This is a genomic window from Pseudomonas sp. PDM31, assembly GCF_019218965.1.
In the GTDB taxonomy this organism is placed as follows: Bacteria; Pseudomonadota; Gammaproteobacteria; order Pseudomonadales; family Pseudomonadaceae; genus Aquipseudomonas.
The window spans coordinates 24,164-49,721 of record NZ_JAHUWS010000001.1; the positions used below are offsets into that span (position 1 = coordinate 24,164).

18 protein-coding genes and 1 tRNA gene are annotated in these 25,558 nt (G+C 60.9%); 12 read left to right on the top strand and 7 right to left on the bottom strand.

Going from position 1 to position 25,558, the window contains the following annotated elements:
- Positions 1 to 33 precede the first annotated feature (33 nt).
- Together KW839_RS00090 and KW839_RS00095 are read right to left on the bottom strand one after the other, a co-directional pair.
- Positions 34 to 693 carry an MliC family protein gene (locus tag KW839_RS00090; RefSeq protein ID WP_218422981.1) on the bottom strand — a complete coding sequence of 220 codons (660 nt, stop codon included), beginning with the start codon at positions 691 to 693 and terminating at the stop codon, positions 34 to 36.
- 134 nt (positions 694 to 827) lie between these two features.
- Complete coding sequence (locus tag KW839_RS00095) at positions 828 to 1,052, bottom strand: YgdI/YgdR family lipoprotein (protein ID WP_060542050.1); 225 nt, start codon at positions 1,050 to 1,052, stop codon at positions 828 to 830.
- A 193-nt stretch (positions 1,053 to 1,245) separates the two neighbouring features.
- Between KW839_RS00095 and KW839_RS00100 the strand changes: the two genes are divergently transcribed.
- The 3 genes from KW839_RS00100 (at position 1,246) to KW839_RS00110 (ending at position 7,193) form a co-directional block, all read left to right on the top strand.
- Positions 1,246 to 2,913 carry a VRR-NUC domain-containing protein gene (locus KW839_RS00100; protein WP_218422982.1) on the top strand — a complete coding sequence of 556 codons (1,668 nt, stop codon included), beginning with the start codon at positions 1,246 to 1,248 and terminating at the stop codon, positions 2,911 to 2,913.
- On the top strand, positions 2,910 to 5,189 hold the full coding sequence (locus KW839_RS00105) for an ATP-dependent DNA helicase (protein ID WP_218422983.1): 2,280 nt from the start codon (positions 2,910 to 2,912) through the stop codon (positions 5,187 to 5,189). Before KW839_RS00100 ends, KW839_RS00105 begins: the two co-directional genes overlap by 4 nt.
- 84 nt (positions 5,190 to 5,273) lie before the next feature.
- Positions 5,274 to 7,193, top strand: a complete 1,920-nt coding sequence (locus tag KW839_RS00110; protein ID WP_218422984.1) for a PAS domain-containing sensor histidine kinase — start codon at positions 5,274 to 5,276, stop codon at positions 7,191 to 7,193.
- Here the strand turns inward: KW839_RS00110 and KW839_RS00115 are convergent.
- The 4 genes from KW839_RS00115 to KW839_RS00130 all read right to left on the bottom strand — a co-directional run bounded on the left by KW839_RS00115 (position 7,171) and on the right by KW839_RS00130 (position 11,454).
- Entirely contained in the window at positions 7,171 to 8,526 is a 1,356-nt protein-coding gene (locus KW839_RS00115; protein WP_218422985.1) for a sodium:proton antiporter, read from the bottom strand. The genes KW839_RS00110 and KW839_RS00115 overlap by 23 nt on opposite strands.
- Positions 8,526 to 9,137 (bottom strand): Yip1 family protein, encoded by a 612-nt coding sequence (locus KW839_RS00120; protein ID WP_060542055.1) that lies wholly within the window; start codon positions 9,135 to 9,137, stop codon positions 8,526 to 8,528. The genes KW839_RS00115 and KW839_RS00120 overlap by 1 nt, the downstream gene beginning before the upstream one ends.
- Positions 9,138 to 9,228: 91 nt before the next feature.
- Positions 9,229 to 10,086: a glucose 1-dehydrogenase gene (locus KW839_RS00125; protein WP_218422986.1), complete on the bottom strand. Its 858-nt coding sequence runs from the start codon at positions 10,084 to 10,086 to the stop codon at positions 9,229 to 9,231.
- Between the two features lie 213 nt (positions 10,087 to 10,299).
- Positions 10,300 to 11,454 carry a MalY/PatB family protein gene (locus KW839_RS00130; protein ID WP_218422987.1) on the bottom strand — a complete coding sequence of 385 codons (1,155 nt, stop codon included), beginning with the start codon at positions 11,452 to 11,454 and terminating at the stop codon, positions 10,300 to 10,302.
- A gap of 267 nt (positions 11,455 to 11,721) precedes the next feature.
- Here KW839_RS00130 and fdnG point away from each other — a divergent pair, with 267 nt between their 5' ends.
- The 7 genes from fdnG to KW839_RS00165 all read left to right on the top strand — a co-directional run bounded on the left by fdnG (position 11,722) and on the right by KW839_RS00165 (position 20,805).
- On the top strand, positions 11,722 to 14,787 hold the full coding sequence (fdnG, locus tag KW839_RS00135) for a formate dehydrogenase-N subunit alpha (RefSeq protein WP_218422988.1): 3,066 nt from the start codon (positions 11,722 to 11,724) through the stop codon (positions 14,785 to 14,787).
- Positions 14,788 to 15,723: a formate dehydrogenase subunit beta gene (fdxH, locus tag KW839_RS00140; RefSeq protein ID WP_218422989.1), complete on the top strand. Its 936-nt coding sequence runs from the start codon at positions 14,788 to 14,790 to the stop codon at positions 15,721 to 15,723.
- Positions 15,720 to 16,373 (top strand): formate dehydrogenase subunit gamma, encoded by a 654-nt coding sequence (locus tag KW839_RS00145; protein ID WP_060542061.1) that lies wholly within the window; start codon positions 15,720 to 15,722, stop codon positions 16,371 to 16,373. The genes fdxH and KW839_RS00145 overlap by 4 nt, the downstream gene beginning before the upstream one ends.
- Positions 16,374 to 16,377: 4 nt before the next feature.
- Entirely contained in the window at positions 16,378 to 17,304 is a 927-nt protein-coding gene (gene fdhE / locus KW839_RS00150; protein ID WP_218422990.1) for a formate dehydrogenase accessory protein FdhE, read from the top strand.
- Between the two features lie 51 nt (positions 17,305 to 17,355).
- The gene (gene selA, locus KW839_RS00155; RefSeq protein WP_060542063.1) at positions 17,356 to 18,786 is read left to right on the top strand and encodes an L-seryl-tRNA(Sec) selenium transferase; all 1,431 of its coding nucleotides are present in this window, start codon (positions 17,356 to 17,358) and stop codon (positions 18,784 to 18,786) included.
- A complete protein-coding gene (gene selB / locus KW839_RS00160; RefSeq protein ID WP_218422991.1) occupies positions 18,783 to 20,690 on the top strand; it encodes a selenocysteine-specific translation elongation factor in 1,908 nt (635 codons plus the stop codon). Before selA ends, selB begins: the two co-directional genes overlap by 4 nt.
- 19 nt (positions 20,691 to 20,709) lie before the next feature.
- Positions 20,710 to 20,805 (top strand) — tRNA-Sec (locus tag KW839_RS00165).
- Positions 20,806 to 21,374: 569 nt separating this feature from the next.
- On the opposite strand, the gene aac(6') is transcribed toward KW839_RS00165, so the two are convergent.
- Positions 21,375 to 21,827, bottom strand: a complete 453-nt coding sequence (aac(6'), locus tag KW839_RS00170; protein WP_218422992.1) for an aminoglycoside 6'-N-acetyltransferase — start codon at positions 21,825 to 21,827, stop codon at positions 21,375 to 21,377.
- Positions 21,828 to 22,205: 378 nt separating this feature from the next.
- On the opposite strand from aac(6'), the gene KW839_RS00175 reads away from it, so the two are divergent.
- Complete coding sequence (locus KW839_RS00175; protein WP_218422993.1) at positions 22,206 to 23,816, top strand: mechanosensitive ion channel family protein; 1,611 nt, start codon at positions 22,206 to 22,208, stop codon at positions 23,814 to 23,816.
- A gap of 466 nt (positions 23,817 to 24,282) precedes the next feature.
- Entirely contained in the window at positions 24,283 to 25,491 is a 1,209-nt protein-coding gene (locus tag KW839_RS00180) for an MFS transporter (protein WP_218422994.1), read from the top strand.
- The last annotated feature ends 67 nt before the right edge of the window (positions 25,492 to 25,558 follow it).

A 25,558-nucleotide genomic window follows, 5' to 3' on the forward strand; every position in this document is an offset into this window, starting at 1 on the left:
GACATAACGTCCCGTTGCCATCAACCGGGCCAGTCAGATGGCCGGCTCGCCTGTACAACTCAACTGCCCTGAGCCTGGCATCTGGAAAGTCGCATCGTTGCCGTCTTGCCAGAAGCGGTAGTTCGCTCGGGCATCCTTGCTCGTGTACAGGGTTCCGGAACCGGACGGCACCTGGCTGAGCGTAGCGGATGTATTCGCCCACTTGAGGAACACGACAGCCGGTTGCACATGAAAGTAAGTTGCCTCAATCGGTGAGTTGAGGCCTGCGCAGCGAAAGGCTGCGGGGCCATCGGTGAGTCGGCTCGGATCCCGGGTCCTGGCAATGGCCGATCCCTTGCGCAACTGGTAGGCGCGCTCGGCATAACGCTGGAGCGTGCACACCTTGGGCTCGGGCCCGGAGCCACACTGATTGCGGGCATCGATCCAGAACAGTTGATCGGTCTCGACTTTACGTGGGGGCGGCTGCGAATGGTCATCCGTCAGCGCCAGCAGATAGAGTCGCTGCAACTCCAGATCCATCTGCGCCAGTTGCGAGTCGCGGCAGATCAGCTTTTCGACAGATGCCCGGGCGCTGGCGCAATCGAAGCTGGTTTTGAACACCGGCGCAGGCTTCGCGGCAACCGCACACAGGCTCGTTGCCGCACACGCACTGGCGGCGGCCAGAGAGACCAGAAGTCGCGTGACCCTATTCATTTCGGTTTCACCTGAATCATGACGTGATGCCTGCGTGGAAGCGCGATCCATCCCATGAGGTCTATCGCAGTGTAAGGCAGTGCCCGGAACCTGCCACACCAAGAGGAAAAGGAGCAGTTGGGGATTGCTGACCCTCAGTCTTCGACGCGAATCGTCGCTACTTCGTCAGACCGCACCCTCACTTTGGCACCGGAAATATCCTCGAACTCGAAGAAGCCGTCTTCCGTCCTGGTGTCCGGCATGTCCTTGGTCAGATACTGGGTGCCGTTTTGCAGGGTGACAACCGTTGGCGTCGCGCATCCGGCCAAGACCAGCAAGGCAGTTAATGCCAGGGGCCAACCCAGGGTCTTGATGTTCATAACTACCTCTCATCGCTAAAAAAACAGCGCGATTATCGTGAACAACCACGCCGCTACCGCGGTTGGTGCCTTGGATCGATAAAAAGTTCTACTACCTTGAAAATATAGCGGAGTTATCCGCCACTTATCTTTTTCCGTTTGCGCCGGGCGGGGCGTAACTGTTATCTGTACGCATAACCAGTACTCGATCGCCATGGCGCATTTTCCCGTGACCGCAAACCCCCTCGATGACCCGTTCTATTACTTGAACAACTTCATGCAAGTGCTTGAGTGGCTTGAGCTTCGCTATGCCGATGTACTGAGCGTCGATGAGCAACGCTTCATTGCCACCTTCAAGGTCTTGCCCCGTGAATCGAGGGCGTTGCTGGTCAGGATGGTGATGCGCAAGGGCATTCACTTTCGCGCGAGCAAGCTGGTCTACACCGAGATCGGTGACGTCCGGGCCGCTGTCGGCCCTTTGCTTGAACTGGGTTGGGTCGATGAACGCATGCCGGTGCCGGTCGAGACATTGTTCGAGGTGTTGCTCAAGGCAGAAATCCTCCAGTGTTTTGCTTCGGTCATCGATCAGCCGAAGGGTAAGAAGAGTCAATGGCTGGCGGCGCTGAGCATGCATTTCCCGCAAATGAACAGTTTCAACGACTGGTGTCCGTCACTGGATGAGCGCTTGTTCAGCCTGACCATCATGGGCCTGTGCGATCGCCTGCGCTTGATGTTTTTCGGCAACCTTTATCAGGACTGGTCAGAATTCGTGCTGGCCGACCTGGGCATCCATACCTACGAAAAAGTCGAATTCTGCGCCGACTCCCGTGGGCTGCGCAGCCGCGAGGACGTGGACGCCTGCCTTTTCCTGCATGAATGCCAGCAACAGTTCGAAGCCGGCGAAGCACTGCAAAGCGTTATCGAGCGAATCAGGGATCTGGTTCTGGGCAATCCCTGGCTGCACAGACGCCGGGACAAGTTGCTGTTTCAGATCGCGCAGCATTGCGAGCGCATCGCGGATTTCTCCACAGCCTTGGGCCTGTACCGCGATTGCGCTTATCCCGGTGCGCGCCTGCGTCTGATCCGTGTGCTGGAACGCTGCGCTGAGTACCAACGGGCCATGGACCTCGCCAGTCAGGCCGAACTGGCCCCGCAAAGCGCCGCCGAACAACAGCAACTGCTGCGGGTGATGCCCAGATTGCGGCGCAAACTCGGTGGCCCGCCGATCAAACGTGCCTCTGCCCGGCAAATGCAACGCCTGGACCTGCAACTGCCCAGAACCGACCCGGCCTTGTCGGTGGAGTATTACGTCCAGGCGCATTTGTCGGAACAGACAGCGCCGGTGCACTACGTCGAGAACAGCCTGATCAACTCGCTGTTCGGGCTGCTCTGCTGGCCGGCGATTTTCGCGCCATTGCCGGGGGCATTCTTCCACCCGTTCCAGCGCGGTCCGGTGGATCTGCTCAGCGAAGATTTCCATGATCGCCGGGCCGAGCTTTTCCAGAAGTGCCTGGCCGAGCTCGACGACGGGCGCTATGTGCAGACGATCCGTGAGCGTTATGCCAGCAAGTGGGGCGTGCAGTCGCCGTTCGTGTTCTGGGGCGTACTCAGCGAGGAACTGCTCGACCAGGCACTGGATTGCCTTCCGGCGGAGCATCTCAAGCACTGGTTCAATCGTCTGTTGCTGGACATCAAGGCCAATCGCGCCGGCATGCCCGACCTGATCCAGTTCTGGCCGCAGCAAAAGACCTACCGCATGATCGAGGTCAAGGGCCCGGGCGATCGCCTGCAGGACAACCAGCTTCGCTGGCTCGAGTTCTGCCACGAACACCGCATGCCAATTGCCGTTTGTTATGTGCAGTGGGCGGAGCAGAGCGCTTGAGCTACAGCATTGCGGTACGGGCGTTGTGTGAGTTCACCGCCAAGAGCGGTGATCTGGATCTGCGTTTCACGCCGTCGCCGACGGCGCTTGAGGGCATTGTCGGGCACCGCACCGTGGCGTCGCGACGTAGCGAGGGTTATCAGAGCGAAGTGGCACTTGAAGGCGTCTACCAGGCATTGACAGTCAAGGGCAGGGCGGACGGCTACGATCCCGGGAAAAACTGCCTGGAGGAGGTCAAGACCTATCGCGGCGACCTGAGCAAACAACCGGTCAACCACCGTGCGTTGCATTGGGCACAGGCGAAGATCTATGGCTGGTTGATGTGCCATAGATTGAATCTGCCGCAGATCAACGTGGCACTGGTGTACTTCGATATCGTCAGTGAAAAGGAAACCTGTCTGGTCGAGGCTTGCAGCGCCAGCGAACTGCAAGTGTTCTTCGAGCTGCACTGCGCACGCTTCCTGCACTGGGCCGAGCTGGAAATGGCCCACCGGCAACGACGCAACATGGCGACCCAGCGCCTGGCGTTTCCCCATGCCGACTTTCGACCGGGGCAGCGCCATCTGGCCGAATCGGTGTTCAAGGCCGTCAGCACCGGACGCTGCCTGATGGCCCAGGCACCGACCGGTATCGGCAAGACCCTGGGCACGCTGTTCCCGATGCTCAAGGCCATGCAGGCGCAGCAGCTGGACAAGGTGTTCTTCCTCACGGCGAAAACCCCGGGGCGCAAACTGGCCCTGGACGCCGCCCAAGTGCTGCTTCAAAGCACCGATGCGCCGCCGCTGCGGGTGCTGGAGATGGTCGCCCGGGACAAGGCCTGCGAACATCCGGACAAGGCCTGTCATGGGGAGTCCTGCCCGTTGGCCCGGGGGTTTTATGATCGCCTGCCCGCTGCGCGTGAGGCCGCCAGCCAACTGAGCCTGCTCGACCAGAGCGCCTTGCGCGAGGTCGCCATGGGCCATGAAATATGCCCGTATTACCTGAGCCAGGAAATGGCACGGTGGGCGGACGTCGTGGTTGCCGACTACAACTACTACTTCGATTTCAGCGCGTTGCTGTTCGGCCTGGCCCAGGCCAATAACTGGAAAGTCGCGGTACTGGTCGACGAAGCCCACAACCTGGTGGAGCGTGGCCGCCAGATGTACAGCGCCTCCCTCGATCAAGCGGCGCTCGGCGGTTTGCGTAAAACCGCTCCCGAGGTACTGAAAAAGCCGCTACAGCGAGTCAACCGCGAATGGAATGCCCTGCACAACCTGCAAACGGGCGCCTATCAGGCTTACGACCGTGCGCCGCAAAAGCTGTTGCTGGCGCTGTCGTCCTGCAGCGCGAGCATCGGCGATTACCTCAATGATCACCCCCAGGGGCTGGACAGCGCATTGCAGAGCTTTTACTTCGACCTGTTGCAGTTTTGTCGGGTGGCGGAACTCTTCGATGAGCAGTATCTGTTCGACATCAGCAAGCGCGACCTCGAGCGCAAACGCAGCCTGTCCCAGCTGTGCCTGCGCAATGTGGTGCCTGCCGGTTTCATTCGCCCACGCCTGACCGCTGCACGCAGCACTGTCCTGTTTTCCGCAACCTTGAGCCCCCGGCACTACTACGCCGACTTGTTGGGAACACCGGCTGACACGGTGTGCATTGACGTTGAATCGCCGTTCCACGCCGACCAGCTGCAAGTTCACATTGTCAGCCGGATTTCCACGCGGTACGTCCATCGGCAGGCATCCCTGGAGCCGATTGTCGACCTGATCGCCAACCAGTTCAGCGAGCGTCCGGGCAACTACCTGGCCTTTTTCAGCAGCTTCGATTATTTGCAGCAGGTGGCGCAGTTGCTGGCGCAAAAGCATCCGCACATCAACCTGTGGTCGCAGTCCCGAGGCATGGGCGAGCAGCAGCGCCAGGCCTTTCTCGAGCAATTTCGCGCCGACAGTCGCGGTATCGGTTTCGCAGTATTGGGTGGTGCCTTTGGTGAAGGCATCGATTTGCCCGGGGCGCGTCTGATTGGCGCGTTCATCGCCACCCTGGGGCTGGCGCAACTCAACCCGGTCAATGAACAGCTGAAACGACGCATGGCGGCCATCTTTGGCGCCGGTTACGACTACACCTACCTGTACCCTGGGGTGCAAAAAGTGGTGCAGGCCGCCGGACGGGTGATTCGCACCCAGCAGGATCGGGGTGTAGTGATGTTGATTGATGACCGTTTTGGCGAGAGCAAGGTCAAACAGTTACTGCCTCGCTGGTGGGCCATTGCACCGCTGGTTCTAAACGCCTCTTCGTGATCTGGCGCTCAGCGCGATTTTTTGTGCCTTTTCAAATTGGCGGTTTGTCGCATACTCCATTGAAATAATAATTCGGTGTGTTCAATGAGCGAAGATCGAAGCAAAACCAGCGCCATCGACAACAGTCGTTTCCGGCTGCTGATTGATGCGGTGATTGACTACGCGATCTACATGATTGACCCCGATGGCATCATTACCAGCTGGAACACCGGCGCCAAGCGCTTCAAGGGCTACGAAGAAGCCGAGATTCTCGGTCAGCATTTTTCCCGGTTCTACACCGATGCCGATCGCCGTGCCGGCTTGCCGCAACGGGCGCTGGACACGGCCATTCACGAGGGGCGTTTCGAAGGCGAAGGCTGGCGGGTGCGCAAGGACGGCACGCATTTCTGGTGCCACGTGGTGATCGATCCGATTCGCGATTCAGCCGGCACCCTGCTGGGGTTCGCCAAGATCACCCGTGACCTGACCGACCGCAAGATGGCCGAGGAGGTCCTCAAGCAAAGCGAACAGCAATTCCGCCTGCTGGTGCAAAGCGTGACGGACTATGCGATCTATATGCTCGCCCCCGATGGACGCCTGACCAACTGGAATCCTGGCGCACAGCGCATCAAGGGCTATTTGCCCGAGGAAGTCATCGGCCAGCACTTCTCTTTGTTCTACACACCCGAAGACCGCGAAGCCGGCGAACCGCAGCGGACACTGGAAATTGCCCGCACCGAAGGCCGCTTCGAAAACAAAGGCTGGCGGGTACGCAAGGACGGTACGCGCTTCCTCGCCCATGTTGTTGTCGATCCGATCTGGGGCGACACCGGTACTCTGCTCGGTTTTGCCAAGATCACCCGCGACATTACGGAGGTCACCCAAGCCCAGCAGGCACTGGAGCAAACCCGCGAAGCCCTGTTCCAGGCTCAAAAAATGCAGGCTATCGGCCAGCTCAGTGGCGGCATTGCCCACGACTTCAATAATTTGCTGACGGTGATCCTCGGCAATCTGGAAATCGTCCGCAAACGGGTTGCGGACGATCCGAAAGTCATCCGCTTGATCGACAACGCGACCCAGGGAGCCTTGCGCGGTGTTTCCCTGACCCAGCGCATGCTGGCCTTTGCCCGACGTCAAGAGCTGAAGTCCGAGCCGGTGGCTATTCCGGCCCTGGTCACCGGAATCTCCGGGTTGTTGCGCAGCTCCCTGGGGCCCTCGGTGAAGATCGAGACCTGTTTTCCAGCCGATCTGGAATCGGTTCTGGCCGATTCCAACCAACTGGAACTGGCAGTCCTTAATCTGGCAACCAATGCCCGTGATGCCATGCCCAACGGCGGAAAAATCGTCTTCAGTGCCCACACCGAGGAGGTTGTCGACAGCCAGCAATCTGCCCTGGCGCTGGGGCGATATGTCTGTCTGACGGTGGCTGATTCCGGGGAGGGCATGGATCAGGCCACCCTGGCGTTGGCGATGGATCCGTTTTTTACTACCAAGGGTGTCGGCAAAGGCACCGGCCTTGGGCTATCGATGGTCCATGGTTTTATAGAACAACTGGGCGGGCGCTTCATCCTCAAGAGCGAACAGGGTCAGGGCACGACGGCGGAACTGTGGTTGCCTGTGGCCAGGGGTGCGGCGGTCGTCCAGCCGCTGGCCCAGAGGATGATCGCCGAGGTGCCACGCTTGTGCGTTCTGGTGGTGGACGATGACAGCCTGGTATTGACGAGCACCTGCCTGCTGCTCGAAGACCTGGGGCATCGGGTCATCAGCGCGACATCGGGTGCGAGGGGCCTTGAACTGTTCGCCAGCGAGTCGGATATTGACCTGATCATCACGGACATGGCCATGCCGCATATGAGTGGCGCACAACTGGCCCACGCTATCCGCATCCAGAAACCGGGCGTGCCGATCATTCTGGCCACCGGTTACGCCGAGAGACTTGAAGGCTTTGCCGCGCACCTGCCGCGGCTGTCCAAACCCTTTACCCAACTCAATCTGGTGCAGGTCATTGCCCAGGCGATGAAGTGAGTGACTTGCGCTGTTCATAGCGAGCGAGAATCGGCTGGGTGCTGATCCCGTGCACCAGGATGCTCAGCGCGACCACCGACAGGGTGAGATTGGTGCACAGCGCCGCCACGGACGGATCGAGTCCGTGGTTCACGGCGTAGAACAGATAGTACAGGCTGCCGATGCCGCGAATACCAAACCAGCCGATCAACAGCCGTTGGCGTATATCAAGCAGGGATGCCCAGGGTACGAGCACGACGCTGAGGGGGCGAATCAGGCAAAACAGTACGCCGCCCAGGAGTATTGCCCGCCAGTCCCAATGGGCACTGAGCACCACCCCGAGCAGCGTCACCAGAAACACTTCCATGGCCCGTTCCACCAGGCTGCCGAAGGCGAGCATGTCTCCCATCATGATGCCGGCGGCGACCTGGCTATCCTCCAGGCTATCGGTATCACCATGCACGGCGTGCTGTGGTTCGACGTTCTGGTGGCCGACGACCGCTTGCACCACATGTTCGGCCGGTGTCTGGTGACTGCCCATGGATTTGACCTCTTCCTGGCGCAAACCGAGGCCGGCGGCGAACACCGACAGGAACCCGAAGCCATGAATGGCTTCGGCGCCGACATAGGCCAGCGCGATCAACGCCAGGGTCAGGAAGTCATTATGGGAAAGGGTGCTGTCGCCATAGCGGGTGCGCAGCAGCAATGTCAGCCGGCCAATGCCACGTCCCATCGAGTAGCCCACCAGCAAGCCGGCAGGGATCGCCCATAGCAGATTGCTCAGGGCCCAGTCAGCGAGCCAGCCGGGGTAGCTGTCATGCTGCACCATCAGCAAACCGAGGATCACGAAAGGGAAGGCGACCCCGTCATTCAGGCCGGCTTCGCCGGACAGGCCGAACCGGACGCTGTCGACATCGCCTGCGTTGTTGACCTGTACCAGAGAGGCGAGCACCGGGTCGGTCGGCGCGAGAATCGAGCCGATCAGCACTGAAATGCCCCACGACAAGCCAATCACGTAGTGCAACAGCAGGCACACGCCGCCAATGGTCAGGAGCATTACCGGCCCGGCCAGGCAGACTGCGACACGCCAGTTTCGATCCTTCAACGGCAAGCGCAACTTCAAGCCACAAACGAACAGCGAGAACAACAAGGCCACTTCAGTGAGGTGTTCCATCCAGCCGGAGATGTCCTGGGTCGCCAGATTCAACCAGGCAAAGCCGGCCGGGCCGATGGCCATGCCCAGAACCAGACACACCGCCGAAGTGGTCACCGGCAGCCAGCGCAGGTAGGACGAAGTCAGTGCCAGGGTGAGCAGCACCGCGCCAAACACTGCCACCCAGGCGATAAAGCCCATTAACCGACAGTAGCGCGCAGGTACTCAGGGGTGAGCACGTTGAACCACAACAGAATCATCGACACCAGGATTGTCACCAGTACCAGCAGCCCGACACCCCAGACGCATGCCGAGTTGAGCAAGCCTTGTTCCTTGCGCTCATGCATGAAGGTCGGCAAACCGACGAACAGCAGGAAGGTCGAGTAGGCCGAAGCCGCCCCCAACACCACAATCGCCAGCCAGCGACTGGGGTACAGACCGGCAATGCCGGCGAGGAAAAAAGGCGTGGCGGTATACGCGGCAAAGCCTATGCACTGATTGATCGTCGGCCGGGCCTCGAAGGCGCGGGACATCCAGCGGATGAACAGGCCCATCACCGCTATGCCGATCAGAATGGCCACATACAGCATGGCGCACAGTTGCAGGGCGCTCTGGGTACTGAGTCGAACCGTTTCGTTCTCCGCCAGGCTCCAGCCTACGTAGGTGGTCCCGATAAACAGGCACACGGCCGGAATCAAGGCGAGCAGCAGCAGGTGAGGGAGATAGTGACGTGGGTGGGCTTCCTCTTCCTTGCGAATATCCGTCCACGCGAAGTTGGGTTGGGTGAACAGCTTGACGATAGGTGCGGACATGACGACCTCCAGGCTTGGAACAACCGCCATAACAGTGGCTATACGGTGTTGAGCGCTGGAGACGGCATCGGGTTCATTTTTTTCGGCACACTCATAAAATCGGTTTGCCGCCCGTGACGCCAAATCGCTGGCCGGTAATGTAGCTGGCTTCATCCGAAGCCAGCAGCACGTAGATCGGCGCGACCTCGACCGGTTGACCGGGGCGGCCAAGGGGCGTGTTGGCGCCGAAATCCTGCACGCTCTCATCGGGCATGGTCGAGACGATCAGTGGCGTCCAGATGGGCCCAGGCGCCACGCTGTTGACCCGGATATTCTTCGGCCCGAGCATTTGCCCAAGCCCGGCGGTGAAGTTGGCAATGGCGCCCTTGGTCGTGGCATAGGCCAACAGGGTGGGGTTGGGCATGTCGGAATTGACGGAACTGCTGTTGATGATCGAGCTACCCGGCTTCATGTACTTGAGCGCAGCCTGGCAAACCCGGAAAATCGCCGTGATGTTGACGTCGAAAGTCATCACCCATTCTTCATCAGCGATGTCTTCGAGACTGTCGTGTGTCATCTGGAAGGCGGCGTTGTTGACCAGTACGTCGATGCGGCCGAAGCGTTCGACGGTTTTTTCCACCAGTTCCAGGCAGTGCGCCCGCTGTGCCAGGTCCCCGGACAGCAGCAGGCACTGGCGGCCGGCCTGCTCGACCCAGCGCGCGGTCTCCCGGGCGTCTTCGTGCTCGTTGAGGTAAGCGATGACCACATCGGCGCCTTCACGGGCATAGGCAATCGCCACCGCCCGGCCAATGCCGCTGTCGCCACCGGTGATCAGGGCAATCTTGCCCGCAAGGCGACCGGAGCCTTTGTAGCTTTGCTCGCCGCAGTCGGGGTAGGGGTCCATTTTACGTTGAGAGCCGGGGACCGGTTGTGGCTGCTTGGGGAAGGGGGGGCGTGGGTAGTCGTTCATCGTCAATCTCCGGTCTCAAGGCTAGGGAGTCAAAGGGTTGACCCTGACGTTTTGTCTTGAGTTCGGTTGGATTTCGGATGAGCGTGCGCTAACCCGGGTAACACACAGCGCCCTTGTGGGAGCGGGCTTGCTCGCGAAGGCGATGTGTCAATTCACGCATGGGTGACTGGCACACCGCCTTCGCGAGCAAGCCCGCTCCCACAGGGGGATTAATCAGGCCTGCCGGTTACGCAAACTGCGCTCCATGCGCGCGATGCCTTCTTCGAGCAGCGACCGTGGGCAGCCGAAGTTCAGGCGCACGAACTGTTGGCACTCATCGCCGAAGTCCAGCCCGGCGCTCAGGCCGACCCGGGCCTCGTCGAGGAAGAACTGCTGCGGGTTGTCCAGGCCCAGTGCCGAGCAATCGAGCCACGCCAGGTAGGTACTTTGCGGCACGTGCATGCTGATGCCCGGCAAACGGCTGCGCACGGCATCGACCAGATAGTCGCGGTTGCCCTGCAGGTAGTCCTTGAGCTGTGCCAGCCAGGGCGCCGCTTCGCTGTAGGCGACGCGGGTGGCCTCCATGCCCAGCGGGTTGACGCTGTCGACCATACCGCAGCGGGCCTGGTTGACCCGCTCGCGCAGGTGGCTGTCCTGAATGATCATGAACGAGGTTTTCATGCCGGCGATGTTATACGCCTTGCTCGCCGACATCAGCGTGATGGTGCGCTGGGCAACCTGCGGGCTCAGGGTCGCTATCGGAGTGTGCTGGCGGCCGTCGAAACACAGCTCGGCGTGGATTTCGTCGCTAATGATCCAGGCGTCCTGCTCCAGGCAGATGTCGGCAATCGCTTGCAGTTCTTCCCGGGGGAACGCCTTGCCCAGCGGGTTGTGCGGGTTGCTCAACAGCAGCGCACCACCGCCTTGCAACGACTGGCTCAAGGTATCGAGCGGCGTGGCATAGGTGCCGTCCGCGCGGGTGTCAAAATTCAGTTCGACCTTGTTCAGCCCCCAATGGCCAGGCGCGTGGCGCAGCGGCGGATAGTTGGGGACTTGCACGACAACGTTCTGTTGCGCCTGCACCAGTGCCTTGAGTGCCATGTTGACGCCTGACTCGACACCCGGCAGGAAAATCAGCGCCTGGGGTTCGACGCGCCAGGCGTATTTGTTCCAGAGGTCGGCGACGATAGCCTCGCGCAGGTCTTGCTGGGCCACGCTGTAGCCGACCATCGGGTGCTCCAGACGCTTTTGCAGGGCCTGGATGATTACCGGCGGCGCGGCGAAATCCATGTCGGCCACCCACATTGGCAACACGTCAGCCGGGTAGCGGCTCCATTTGGTGCTGCCAGTGCCGTGGCGGTCGAACACCTGATCAAAATCGTAAGTCATGGAAGGTCTCGTAAAGGCGGGTTGTGCAGGGTCGCCATGATAAGCCCATGGCCCTTTGGGGGCGAGCCTGCTCGCCTTGATGATTTGGGCCACCCAACCGGCCCCACAGGGTTTTGTGTGTGCACCAAATCTGGCCGACGGTCGGTTTTCACACCGTGCGCCAATACCTTGACTAAAGTGTCAAATGTCGGCAGCCAGGCTGCTGGCACCGTGGTTGTTCAAAAAGGCCCGGCCATGCACCGGGTTCCACCTGATCAGGAGTGCACGATGGATCTCAGCCGTCGTCAATTCTTCAAGGTCGCCGGTATCGGCCTTGCAGGCTCTAGCCTGGGTGCGTTGGGTATGGCCCCGACGCCTGCGTTTGCCGAACAGGTGCGTCACTTCAAGCTTGCCCACACCCATGAAACCCGCAACACCTGCCCTTATTGCTCGGTCGGTTGCGGCTTGATCATGTACAGCCAGGGCGATGCCTCCAAGAATGTCGCGCAAAATATCATTCACATCGAAGGTGACGCCGACCATCCGGTCAACCGCGGCACCCTGTGCCCAAAAGGCGCCGGCCTGCTCGACTTCATTCACAGCCCCGGCCGCCTGCAGTACCCGCAGGTGCGCAAGCCCGGCAGCAGCGAATGGACGCGCATGTCCTGGGATGAAGCACTCGATCGTGTCGCCAACCTGATGAAGGCCGACCGCGACGCCAACTTTATCGAGAAGAACGCGGCAGGCCAGACGGTGAACCGCTGGCTGACCACCGGTTTCCTCGCGGCCTCGGCGGCGTCCAACGAAGCGGGTTACATCACCCACAAGGTCATTCGCAGTCTTGGCATGCTGGGGTTCGATAACCAGGCGCGTGTCTGACACGGCCCGACGGTGGCAAGTCTTGCCCCGACGTACGGCCGTGGTGCCATGACCAACCACTGGACCGATATCGCCAACGCGAATCTGGTTCTGGTGATGGGTGGCAACGCAGCAGAAGCGCATCCGTGCGGCTTCAAATGGGTGACCGAAGCCAAGGCGCACAACAAGGCGCGGCTGATCGTGGTCGACCCGCGGTTTACCCGCACAGCATCCGTGGCCGACTATTACGCCCCCATCCGCACCGGTACCGACATCGCCTTCATGGGCGGGCTGATCAATTACCTGCTGACCGAGGACAAGATCCAGCACGAGTACGTGCGCAACTACACCGACGTCTCGTTCATCGTCAAAGCCGGCTATGGCTTCGAGGACGGAATCTTCAGCGGCTACGATGCGGCCAAGCGCGTATATACGGATAAATCCGGCTGGGGTTATGAGCTCGGGGAAGACGGTTTTGCCAAGGTCGACCCGACCCTGCAGGACCCGCGCTGCGTCTATCAACTGATGAAGCAGCACTACAGCCGCTACAACATCGACCTGGCCAGCCAGATCTGCGGGATGCCGGTCGATGCCATGCAGAAAATCTGGGAGGAGATCGCCACTTGCTCGCAACCGGGCAAGACCATGACCATCCTCTACGCCCTGGGCTGGACCCAGCATTCGATCGGCGCGCAGATCATCCGCAGCGCGGCCATGGTGCAACTGCTGCTGGGCAACGTCGGCATGCCTGGCGGCGGGGTCAATGCCTTGCGCGGGCACTCCAATATCCAGGGCCTGACCGACCTCGGCCTGTTGTCCAACTCGCTGCCCGGCTACCTGACATTGCCGGTGGATGCCGAGCAGGATTACAACGCCTACATTATCAAGCGCACCCAGAAACCGTTGCGCCCGGGGCAGTTGTCCTATTGGCAGAACTACGGCAAGTTCCACGTCAGCCTGATGAAGGCCTGGTACGGCGCCAACGCCACGGCGGAAAACAATTGGGCCTACGACTACCTGCCCAAACTCGACATTCCCAACTACGACATCCTCAAGGTGTTCGACCTGATGGGCCAGGGCAAGGTCAACGGCTACATGTGCCAGGGTTTCAACCCGATCGCCGCGTTGCCCGACAAGAACCGGGTGATGGCGGCGCTGGCAAAACTGAAATGGCTGGTGGTGATGGACCCGCTGGCCACCGAAACCTCTGAGTTCTGGCGCAATGTCGGGCCTTACAACGATGTTAAGAGCGCCGACATCCAGACCGAAGTCATTCGGCTGCCCACCACCTGTTTCGCCGAGGAGGATGGCTCGCTGGTCAATAGCAGCCGCTGGCTGCAATGGCACTGGAAAGGCGCCGACGGTCCGGGTGAAGCGCACACCGACATACGGATCATGAGCGAGCTGTTCCTGCGCCTGCGTCAGCGCTATCAGGCTGATGGCGGGGTATACCCCGATCCGATGCTGAAACTGTCATGGCAGTACAAAATCCCCGAGGAACCATCACCGGAGGAAGTGGCCAAGGAGATCAACGGCTACGCCACTACCGACTTCACCGACGCCACCGGCGTTGCGGTCAAGGCCAATGCGCAACTGGCCGGGTTCGGCCAGCTCAAGGACGACGGCAGCACCGCCTCAGGTTGCTGGATCTTCTGCGGCAGCTGGACCGAGCTGGGCAACCAGATGGCCCGGCGCGACAACAATGATCCCTATGGCATGCACCAGCATCAGGGCTGGGCCTGGGCCTGGCCGGCCAACCGGCGGATTCTCTACAACCGCGCCTCGGCTGACGTGCAAGGCAAACCCTGGGATGCGAAAAAGCGCCTGGTGTGGTGGAACGGCAAACTCTGGACCGGCACCGATGTGCCGGACTTCAAGGCTGACGTGGCACCGGAAGCGGGTATGAATCCGTTCATCATGAACCCTGAAGGCGTGGCGCGATTCTTTGCCGTCGACAAGATGAACGAAGGGCCATTCCCCGAACACTACGAGCCGTTCGAGACGCCCATCGGCATCAATCCGCTGCACCCGCAAAACAAGCAGGCCACCAGCAACCCGGCGGCGCGGATCTTCGACTCGGTGTGGGACACCCTTGGCGTGGCCAAGGACTACCCATACGCCGCCACCAGCTATCGCCTGACCGAGCATTTTCACTTCTGGAGCAAGCACTGCAAGCTCAACGCGATCGCCCAGCCGGAGCAATTCGTCGAAATCGGCGAAGTGCTGGCCAAGGAGAAAGGCATAGCCGCCGGTGACCGGGTGCGGGTCAGCAGCAAGCGCGGCTTTATCGAAGCAGTGGCGGTGGTGACCAAGCGGATTCGTCCACTGCAGGTCAACAATCAAGTGGTGCACCAGATCGGCATTCCGTTGCATTGGGGCTTTACCGGGCTCACGCGCCACGGTTACCTGACCAACACCCTGGTGCCGTTCCTCGGCGATGGCAACACCCAGACCCCGGAATCCAAGTCATTCCTGGTCAACGTGGAGAAAGTCTAAATGGCCAGCCAAGACATCATCGCCCGTTCGGCCACCACCACCGTGCCGCCTTCGGTGCGCAACCTGGAGGAAGTCGCCAAGCTGATCGACACCACCAAGTGCATAGGTTGCAAGGCCTGCCAGGTGGCTTGTTCGGAATGGAACGAGCTGCGTGACGAGGTCGGGCACAATCACGGCACCTACGACAACCCCCAGGACCTCACGGCCGAGACCTGGACGTTGATGCGCTTTACCGAGCACGAAACCGACGCCGGCAATCTTGAATGGCTGATCCGCAAGGACGGCTGTATGCACTGCGCCGAACCCGGTTGCCTGGCGGCGTGCCCCAGCCCCGGGGCGATCATCAAGCACGCCAACGGCATCGTCGACTTCAACCAGGATCATTGCATCGGCTGTGGTTACTGCATCACCGGTTGTCCGTTCAACATTCCGCGTATTTCGCAAAAGGACCACAAGGCCTACAAGTGCACTTTGTGCTCGGACCGGGTGGCGGTAGGTCTGGAGCCGGCCTGCGTGAAAACCTGCCCGACCGGGGCCATCGTGTTCGGCACCAAAGTCGACATGAAGGAGCACGCCGCCGAGCGCATCGTCGACCTCAAGAGTCGCGGCTTCGAACACGCCGGCCTGTACGACCCGCAAGGGGTTGGCGGTACCCACGTGATGTACGTGTTGCACCACGCCGACACGCCGCAGTTGTACGCCGGGCTGCCCAGCGCGCCGGTCATCAGCCCCTTGGTAGGCCTGTGGAAAGGCATCAGCAAACCCCTGGCGCTGCTGGCCATGGGCGCGGCGGTGCTGGCCGGGTTCTTCCACTATGTGAGGGTCGGACCGCAACTGGTCGAAGAGGATGAACAACCTGACCTTGCGGATACTTCCGTGCATCAGGTCGATCCCTCGGTGCACACCTTCGATCCCCGTGGGGAGGACCGGCCATGAGTCGTAAAACCATCCTGCGCTACACCAGCAACCAGCGCACCAACCACTGGCTGGTGGCGATTGTGTTCTTCATGGCCGGTTTGTCCGGGCTGGCGTTGTTCCACCCGGCGCTGTTCTGGCTGAGCAACCTGTTCGGTGGAGGGCCCTGGACGCGCATCCTGCATCCGTTCATGGGTGTAGTGATGTTCGTGCTGTTCCTCGGCCTGGTGTTTCGTTTTTGGCGCGCCAACTATTTCATTGCCAATGACCGCTTGTGGCTCAGGCGCATTGACCGGGTGATGCGTAACGAAGAGGAGGGCGTGCCCGCCATCGGCAAATACAACCCCGGGCAGAAGTTGCTGTTCTGGACTTTACTGCTGTGCATGCTGGGTTTGCTGTTGACTGGCCTGGTGATCTGGCGCGCGTATTTCAGCGACTACTTTGGTATCACCACGATTCGCTGGGCGATGCTGTTACATGCGTTGGCGGGGTTTGTGCTGATCCTCTGCATCATTGTGCACATCTACGCCGGGATATGGATCAAGGGCTCGGTCAGCGCAATGATGCATGGCCGGGTCAGCCGCGCCTGGGCGAAGAAACACCATGAACTCTGGTACCGCGAGGTGACTCGCGACGAGGCGCCGCAACCACCGATCAGGAAAAAGGGCTGAGCCTTTGGCAACCATTCTCGAACCCGGACAAATCGAAGCGGCGGCCAGTTCGCCGCCGTTTCTCTACCTGCCACCCCACAACCTGTTCAGCCTGCGTGCGATGCGCCTGGAGCATCTGGCCGAGGGACATGCGTTGGCCGATTACCTGCTTCTTATCGCCGGCGTCTGTCGGACGCAGCAGCGGGTGCTCGACGATCCGCCCTTGAGCGAGCCGCTGGACCGCCAGCGCATCGACTTGTGCCAGCAACACGGCTTGCCACCCTTTGCCGCAGACAGCCTGGTGCGGGAGGACGACTGGCAGCTGTACCTCGATGCCTTCCTGCAACATTATGCCGTGCCAGAGCAACCGGCCGTGGCCGACGCCGTTGCGACGATACGCGCCGCCAACTCCGGGCAACGGCGTGCCTGGGCAGTCGCGCTGGTCAGCGGTCAGTTTTCCATGGTGCCAGCGGCGCTGGTGCCATTTCTGGGCGCGGCCCTGCAGACGGCCTGGAGCCACTGGCTGCTGAGTACGCCGGACTTGAAATTGACGCCGGGTGACAGCCTCAGCCAATGCCCGGCCTGCGGCTCACCGGCCATGGCCGGGGTGATCCGCCATCGCGGCAAGCACAACGGCTTGCGCTATCTGGCCTGTTCCCTGTGTGCCTGCGAGTGGCATGTGGTGCGGGTCAAATGCGTGTATTGCGAACAGAGCAAGGGGCTTGAGTATCTCAGTCTTGAAGACGAACGCCACGCCGCCAATCAGGCGCCGCTGCGCGCCGAGATGTGCCCGGGCTGCAACAGCTATCTGAAGTTGCTCTACCTGGAAAACGACGCCGATGCCGAGCCGCTGTCGGCGGACCTGTCCAGCCTGCTGCTGGACATGCGCCTGGCCCAGGACGGTTATCAGCGCCTGGCACCGAATCTGATGCTGGCACCGGGAGACGAATGACCACAGCGTCTACACTCTGGCGCGACGGTTATTGGTTTTCAGGAGCACCCGATGTCCGCACGCGGTAGCAGCCAACCCCTGCGTCTGCCTTCCATCGACAGCCTGCTGCGTCACCCGGCATGCCAGCCGCTGGCCGGGCGCTATGGGCGCGATGCCTTGCTGGCCACCTTGCGCCAACTGCTCGATGAACTGCGCGAAGGGGTGCAGCAAGGGTTGCTCGAAGCGGTTGAGATCAGCCCTGAAGTGCTGGCGGGCAGGGCTGGCGAACGTTTACAGGCACAACATCGCAGCCATGTGCGTCGGGTATTCAATCTCACTGGCACGGTGCTGCACACCAACCTCGGGCGGGCATTGTTGCCGCAGGAGGCCATAGATGCGGTGCAGATTGCCGCGCGCTATCCGCTCAATCTGGAGTTCGACCTGCACACTGGCAAGCGCGGCGATCGCGACGACTTGATCGAAGGGCTGATCCGCGAGCTGACCGGTGCCGAAGCGGTGACCGTGGTCAACAACAACGCCGCCGCAGTGCTGCTGGCCCTCAACAGCCTGGGCGCGCGCAAGGAAGGCATCATTTCCCGGGGCGAGCTGATCGAAATCGGCGGCGCCTTCCGCATTCCCGACATCATGGCCCGGGCCGGAGTGAAGCTGCATGAAGTTGGCACCACCAACCGCACCCATGCCCGCGATTACGAAGCGGCCATCGGCCCGCGCAGCGGCTTGATCATGCGTGTGCACGCAAGCAACTACAGCATCCAGGGTTTCACCACCAGCGTGCCGACTGCGCAACTCGCAACGCTGGCCCATCAACATGGCCTGCCGCTGCTCGAGGACCTCGGCAGCGGCAGTCTGCTGGATCTGACCCGCTGGGGCCTGCCCGCCGAACCGACCGTGCGCCAGGCGCTGCTCGATGGCGCGGACATCGTCACCTTCAGTGGCGACAAACTTCTTGGCGGCCCCCAGGCCGGGTTGATCGTCGGGCGCAAGGACCTGATCGCCAGAATCAAGAAGAACCCGCTGAAACGCGCGTTACGGGTCGACAAGCTGACCCTCGCAGCCCTCGAAGCCGTACTGGGCTTGTACCGCAACCCGGATCGACTGGCCGAACGCTTGCCCAGCCTGCGCTTGCTGACCCGGCCCCAAGCCGACATCCTCGCCCAGGCCGAGCGCTTGCAACCTTCACTGGCGCAAGCATTAGGCGACACCTGGGCTGTGAGCGCGCAGAAGGCGCAGGGCATGATCGGCAGCGGCAGCCAACCGGTGGCGCGGCTTCCCAGTGCGGCGCTGTGCCTTCGTCCGCTGGTATCGAAACGCCTGCGCGGACGCAGCCTGCTCAATCTTGAGGCGGCCTTTCGCGGCTTGCCGGTACCGGTGCTCGGGCGCCTTGACGACGACGCCCTGTGGTTGGACCTGCGGCAACTGGACGATGAACCGGCGTGGCTGGCGCAGCTCGATCAGTTGCAGGTGGAGGGCCGGGCAGGGTGATTGTTGGCACCGCAGGACACATCGACCACGGCAAGACTGCACTGCTCCAGGCCCTGACCGGCCAGGCCGGTGACCGCCGCCGGGAAGAGCGTGAGCGCGGCATGACCATCGACCTCGGTTACCTTTACGCCGCGCTGGAGCCGGGCGCCGCCCTGACCGGTTTCATCGACGTGCCCGGCCATGAGCGCTTCACCCATAACATGCTCGCCGGCGCCCAAGGCATTGATCTGGTATTGCTGGTGGTGGCCGCCGATGACGGCGTGATGCCGCAGACCCGCGAGCATCTGGCGATCGTCGAGCTGCTGGGCATTCCCCGGGCGCTGGTGGCGATCAGCAAGTGTGACCGGGTTGACGCGGCCAGGGTCGCTGAGGTTCGCGAGCAGATCCAGGCGCTGCTGGCTCCCGGGCCTTATGCCGATGCGCCAATAACGGCGTTATCGAGTGTGACGGGCGAAGGTGTCGAGCCCCTGCGTGAACTGTTGCTACAGGCGCAGCGCAATGTGCGGCAACGCAGTACCGAGGGCGGCTTTCGACTGGCGATCGACCGCACATTCAGCGTCGCCGGCGCCGGGATCGTGGTCACTGGCACGGCATTGTCCGGGCGGGTCGCAGTGGGTGATACCTTGCTGCTGGGCCCCCAGGGCAAACCCGTGCGCATTCGCGGTTTGCATGCGCAGAACCAGCCTGCGGATGGTGCGTTTGCCGGTCAGCGCGTGGCCTTGAACCTGAGCGCCGAACGCTTGGCACTGGAGCAGATTCATCGGGGCCATTGGTTGCTGGCTGATACGTTGTACGCGCCGACTTTGCGCCTGGATATCGACATGCAATTGCTGCCCGCCGAGGCGCGGGCGTTCGAACACTTCCAGCCGGTGCATGTGCATGTGGGTACCCAGGACGTGACCGGGCGCGTGGCGTTGCTGCAGGGGGCCAGCCTGGCACCGGGCGGGCGGATGTTCGCGCAGTTGCTGCTCAATACACCGGTTCAGGCGGTCAAAGGCGATCGGTTGATCCTGCGTGATCAGAGCGCCCAGCGCACCCTTGGTGGTGGTCGCGTGCTCGATCCCTTTGCCCCGACCCGACAACGCCGCAGCCCCGAGCGCCTGGCGCAGTTGCAGGCGCTGGTCAGCAGTTCTCGGCTGGAGGACGTGCTGCCGGCGTTGCTGGCCCACAGCGACAGCGGGCTCGATCCGCGTCTTCTGGAGCGTCAGTTCAACCAGCCACGCAGCACCTGGGTTTTACCCGATGACGTACGCCTGATCGATACCCGCCAGGGCCCCTTGCTGTTCAGCACCCCTCGCTGGGAAGCCTTGAAAACGCCACTGCTGGAACACCTCGCACGCTTCCATGAACTGGAGCCGGACCAGATGGGCCCGGATCGGGATCGCCTGCGCCGCTTTAGCGCCAGTGCCCTGGAGCGACCGACATTCCTCAGTTTGCTCGACGAGATGATGGCCAGCGGCGCCATTGCCAGCAACGGGCCATGGCTGCATCTGCCCGGGCATCAGGTGCGCTTGAGCGAAGCGGACGAAGCCCTTTGGCAAAAGCTTCAACCCTTGTTCGAAACTGCCGGGTTTGATCCGCCATGGGTGCGCAACCTGGGGCATGACGAGGCGACCGTGCGCACACTGCTGCGCAAAATGGCGCGCCTGGGACTGGTCCATCAAGTGGTCCGTGATCTGTTCTACCCCGACAGCATGATCCGCCGATTGGCGGCTATGCTTGTGCAACTGGCGGACGCCGACCCGGTGATCCAGGTGGCGGCGTTTCGTGACGCGGTGGGTCTGGGGCGCAAGCGCAGCATCCAGATTCTTGAATACTTCGACCGCATCGGCCTGACCCGGCGCATGGGCGACCGACGCCAGATCCGCCGGGACAACGCACTGGCCCTGGGCACAGGAGACTGATTCAAGGGCAAGATTTCAAGGAAGGCAATCGCGCCCGGTGGCGCGGCCGGGCTTCAAACCCGGTTGGGGACGGCATCCGTTCCCGGGCAGGTTCGACTCCGGCTGCCTTCCGCCATTTTCCGCAAAAACCCGGTACACCAACGACCCTGTAGGAGCGAGCCTGCTCGCGATGAGGCCGGCCCATCCAACATCACTGGCGCCTGACACGCCGCCATCGCTGGCAGGCCAGCTCCCACAGGGGAATGTGGCCGTACGCAGATTTTGTGTCCGCTGCAGACTCACTGTAGGAGCGAGCCTGCTCGCGATGAGGCCGGCCAATCCAACATCACCGGCGCCTGACACGCCGCCATCGCTGGCAGGCCAGCTCTCCCACAGGGGAATGTGGCCGTACGCAGATTTTGTGCCCGCTGCAGAGTCACTGTAGGAGCGAGCCTGGTCGCGAAGGTCGTGAACGATTACGCGTGTTAACCGGGTTGCAGGTCATCATGCTGGCGGACCTGGCCGTCAACCGGATAACGTCGCCCCGCTGGAATAAACATTGAACCAGGTGGTGAGGGAGCCAGCTTCCTCGCCACAGCAGGTGAGCTCAATAGATTCCTGGAGATCAAGCGCCTCTACTTTCTCCCCCGTCGTCTTTGTTCGGCGAACGTACCTTGGTTTACACCGACGTGGACTTGCGCACTACTACGCCTTGTTGGCCCCTAAAGACTTCAAGAAATAAACCACCAGTTCGGTCTCTGTGAAACCCAGAGCCTCATGCATGGCGTGGCTTCCCTGGTTATCCAGCAGTGCGTCCGAAGCCAACTCGGTGCATCCCATTTCTTCGGCCCACTGCTGGATACCCGCAACGAGTTGTCGCGCTATGCCTTGGCCCCGACTGGCGGGCTGGACGTACAGTCCTTCGAGAAAGGCCACAGGCGATGAATCGGTACCGTTGACATAGTCCGCTCGGAGCGAAGCCTCGGCAAACCCTGAAGCATTGCCCTGTTCATCAACGAAGATCAGTACCAGATAGCGCTCTGGCGCGCTCAGTATGGTGTTTTTGACATGGTCATTGTCCGAAGCGGAATCCGGCCACAGAGCAACACGCAGGGGCAGCCAACCATCATGGTCGAGCAAAGTGCAGCGCTTTATCATTTAGGGAGAACCGAAGGAATAATTGATGAATATCATAGGTCATCCTCGATCAGGCTTGAACGGTCAGCTCGCTCTTCCCAAGTGCGCCTGACGCGCCGCCATCGCCGGCAGGCCAGCTCCCACAGGACTTGTGTCATGCGCGGATGCCGAATTCCCCATACAAACCTGGAGCTGGCTTGCCAGTGATGAGGCCCTCACATCCACCATCTTTGGCGGCTGACACGCCGCTATCGCTGGCAAGCCAGCTCCTGCAGGGGATTGGTGTCGAGCGCGGAATCAGCGGGTAGGCGCTTCGGCAAATCTGACATCCATTCATCGCTGAACTAGGCTGCGTTAGAAACCCTTGTCCTGAATCTTTGTGATGAAAGGAACCAAGCCATGCGCAGCAGGCTGCTCGCGGTATTGTTTACTGTCTTCGGGCTGTTCTGGTCAGTGTTGCTCTGGGCCGAGGATGCACCGCAGGTGGTTGACGCTCCCGCTGAATTGAAAGTGGCCAACCGCAGCATCATGGTGTTTCGCGCGACCATGCTGGGCGAAACACCGGTTTCTCGGGTCAAGCGGGCGAAGACGGTGATTATTGAAGCGCTGGATGAGGCGCAGGACCTTAACGTCACCCTAGACCCGGTGCTCAACAGCTACATGGTGCTGCTGGGCAGCAGGCGCGCGTTTATCGTGACGCCAAAGGATTTCGACCCCACTGAATTCGACTCGGCGCAGCAGGCCGCCGAAGCCGCGGCCGCAAAACTCAGCCAGGTGGTGGCGGAAGTCCATGAGTCTCGCAGCCTGCGCTTGATAATCTGGTCAGTGGGGGCTGTCTTGCTCGCCACGGCTATCTACCTGGGCCTGCTCCTTGGCATGGTGTTTGTGCGCCGCAAACTACTGGCCAAACTACCCGGGCTGATGCGTCGACATACCCAGGCGCTGAAGGTCGGGCAAGTACCGCTGATTGACGCCAATTACCTGTATCCAGTGGTCAGCCGCCTGCTGGAGTTGCTGCGCTGGGCCCTGGTATTGCTGCTCACCTACGAGTGGCTGGGTTTTGTCCTGTCGCGGTTTCCCTACACCCGGCCATGGGGCGAAAGCCTCAATAACTATCTGCTGAATGTCGCCGACTATCTACTGGAAGGGATCCTCGGGGCCATCCCCGGGATTGGCGTGGCCCTGGCGATCTTTTTCATCGCCCGCGGTGTAAGCGCCTTCTCTCACAGGGTTCTGCGGCGCATGTCCGGCCCCGGCACTGTCAGTTGGCTGAACCATGAAACCCTGCAACCGACCCAACGCCTGACGTCCCTGGCGATCTGGCTGTTTGCCCTGGCCATGGCCTATCCCTACTTGCCGGGAGCCGGCACCGATGCCTTCAAAGGCCTGTCGGTGCTGATCGGACTGATGATTTCCCTGGGGGCGTCCAGTGTGGTGGGCCAGGCGGCCGCCGGATTGATCCTGACCTACACCCGTACCCTGCGGCCGGGCGAGTTCGTGCGTATTGGCGATCACGAAGGTACCGTCACAGAACTGGGCATGTTCACCACCAGCATCCGCACAGGTCTGGGCGAGGTTCTGACATTGCCCAACTCAATGATCACCAGTGCAGTCACCAAGAACTATTCGCGGGTCGTTCAGGGCCCCGGTTATGTGGTCGATACGGTGGTGACCATCGGCTACGACACGCCGTGGCGGCAGGTCGAAGGGATGTTGCTGGAAGCGGCCCGGCGCACTCCCGGCATTCTGGAGAAACCACCGGCGCAGGTATTCCAGACGGCATTGTCGGACTTTTATCCCGAATACCGCCTGGTGGCCCAGGCCATTCCGAGCGAGCCCCGGCCGCGCGCGGTGTTGCTGAGCATGCTGCACGCCAATATCCAGGATGTGTTCAACGAGTACGGCGTGCAGATCATGTCGCCGCACTATCTGGGCGATCCGCAGGAAGAGAAGTGGGTACCCAGAGACAAGTGGTTCACCGCGCCTGTGCAGGAGCCGAAGGACATCTGACTGCCGGCAGAGTGCCCGGTGTCAATCGTCCAGTGAAAACTGACGCGTTGGCTTTTGATCTTGTCATTGATCCCGTCCACCGCTGTCGAGTGATCAGGACCACGCGCAATCTGCGGGGCGATAGATATTTAATTGATTAAAATGCTTATTGCGTCAGGCGATTTTTATCGCTGAACGCAAGATTACATATAAACAGTATTCACTGTTTTGATGGCTGCGACAGGGTCTTTGCAATCAGTCGCTTATGATTTTTTTGCGTGAACTCTGAACACATTGCTCGCATTGTCAGCTCTTTCCGATAGCCAAGTAGGATGCTTCCTTTTTCGTTGATTCTCTGCTGGCGGCTCGTAGTAACTGGCAAGAATTATGGTGGAATAAAGTGTTGGCGCCTTGACTTCCCTGCCCATAGTTCAAACCGCCTGTAGCGGGGTATTTCTCCGCGTCAAATCATAAAAGTGGAGAAATCATGGCTAATCCCTATCGCGAGCTTCTGACAACCCCCGGGGTAATGGGGTTAGTCATCGCGAGTTCCATTGCCCGTCTACCGCACGCCATGATCGGCATCGGCATCATTACCATGTTGGTGCAGCATACCGGGTTGTATTGGCTGGCCGGTGCTGTCGCAGGTACTTTTACCCTGGCCAATGCCTTGATCGGCCCACGAGTGTCGAAACTCGTTGATCAGCGCGGTCAGAGTCGAGTCCTGCCCCTGGTGACGGCCTTCAGCGTTGGCATGTTGCTGGCACTGATACTTGCTGTCTATATGAGTGCCCCGGCCGTATTGCTTTTTATTCTTGCGGCACTGGCGGGTGCGATGCCCAGCATGCCCGCCATGATAAGGGCGCGCTGGACACAGCTTTTCCGTGGCAAGCCGCAACTACACACGGCCTTCTCGCTGGACACGGTACTGACTGAACTCGCCTTTATTATCGGCCCACCCATCGCCATTGGCTTGAGTACGAGTTTCTTCGCCGAAGCCGGCCCCCTTGCCGCGGTGGTGCTGCTGATTATCGGCGTCACGGCTTTTCTGCTGCAGCGTCAGACCGAGCCGAAGGTCGTCGTATCCAGCAGCAAAAGCACAGGTTCGACCTTGTTTATCCCTGGTGTTCGCACCATCGTGGTGGCGCTTCTGGTGATGGGGGTGATCGGCGGATCAATCGATGTGGCTGTGGTTGCTTTCGCCAACGAACAAGGTTGGCCCGCGTCTGCCAGTTTCATCCTCGCGGCCTATGCCCTCGGCTCATTGATCACTGGCCTGACATTCGGCATGTTGAGGCTCACCCTGTCGATTGAAAAGCAGTTCCTTGCAGGAGTGTTGGTAACAGCGGTAACGGGCGTGCTGCCGATTTTCTCTGTGGATGTCTACATCCTTGCCGGGATGCTTTTTGTAGCAGGCAGTTCGTTCGCACCCACTATGGTCATTGTCATGAATCTTGGTTCGATCATCGTTCCATCGTCCAGGATCACCGAAGGGCTGACCTGGATGACGACAGGTATAAGCACCGGCGTAGCGCTCGGTGGGGTACTTGCGGGCCTGGTCATCGACGTCTACGGCGCGCGGGCAGGGTTCGGTGTTGGTATTGTCGCGGGGGTCGTATTGGTTGTGGTCGTGCTGCTCGGTATGCGAATACTTCGCGCCGCGCCGGCGATGTACCCCGAGGCGACCGTTCAGTAATTGGCACTGCTGCACCAGTGACAGGACCCAATCAGAAAACAGTTCACCTCCAGAGCCTGTCAGGGTA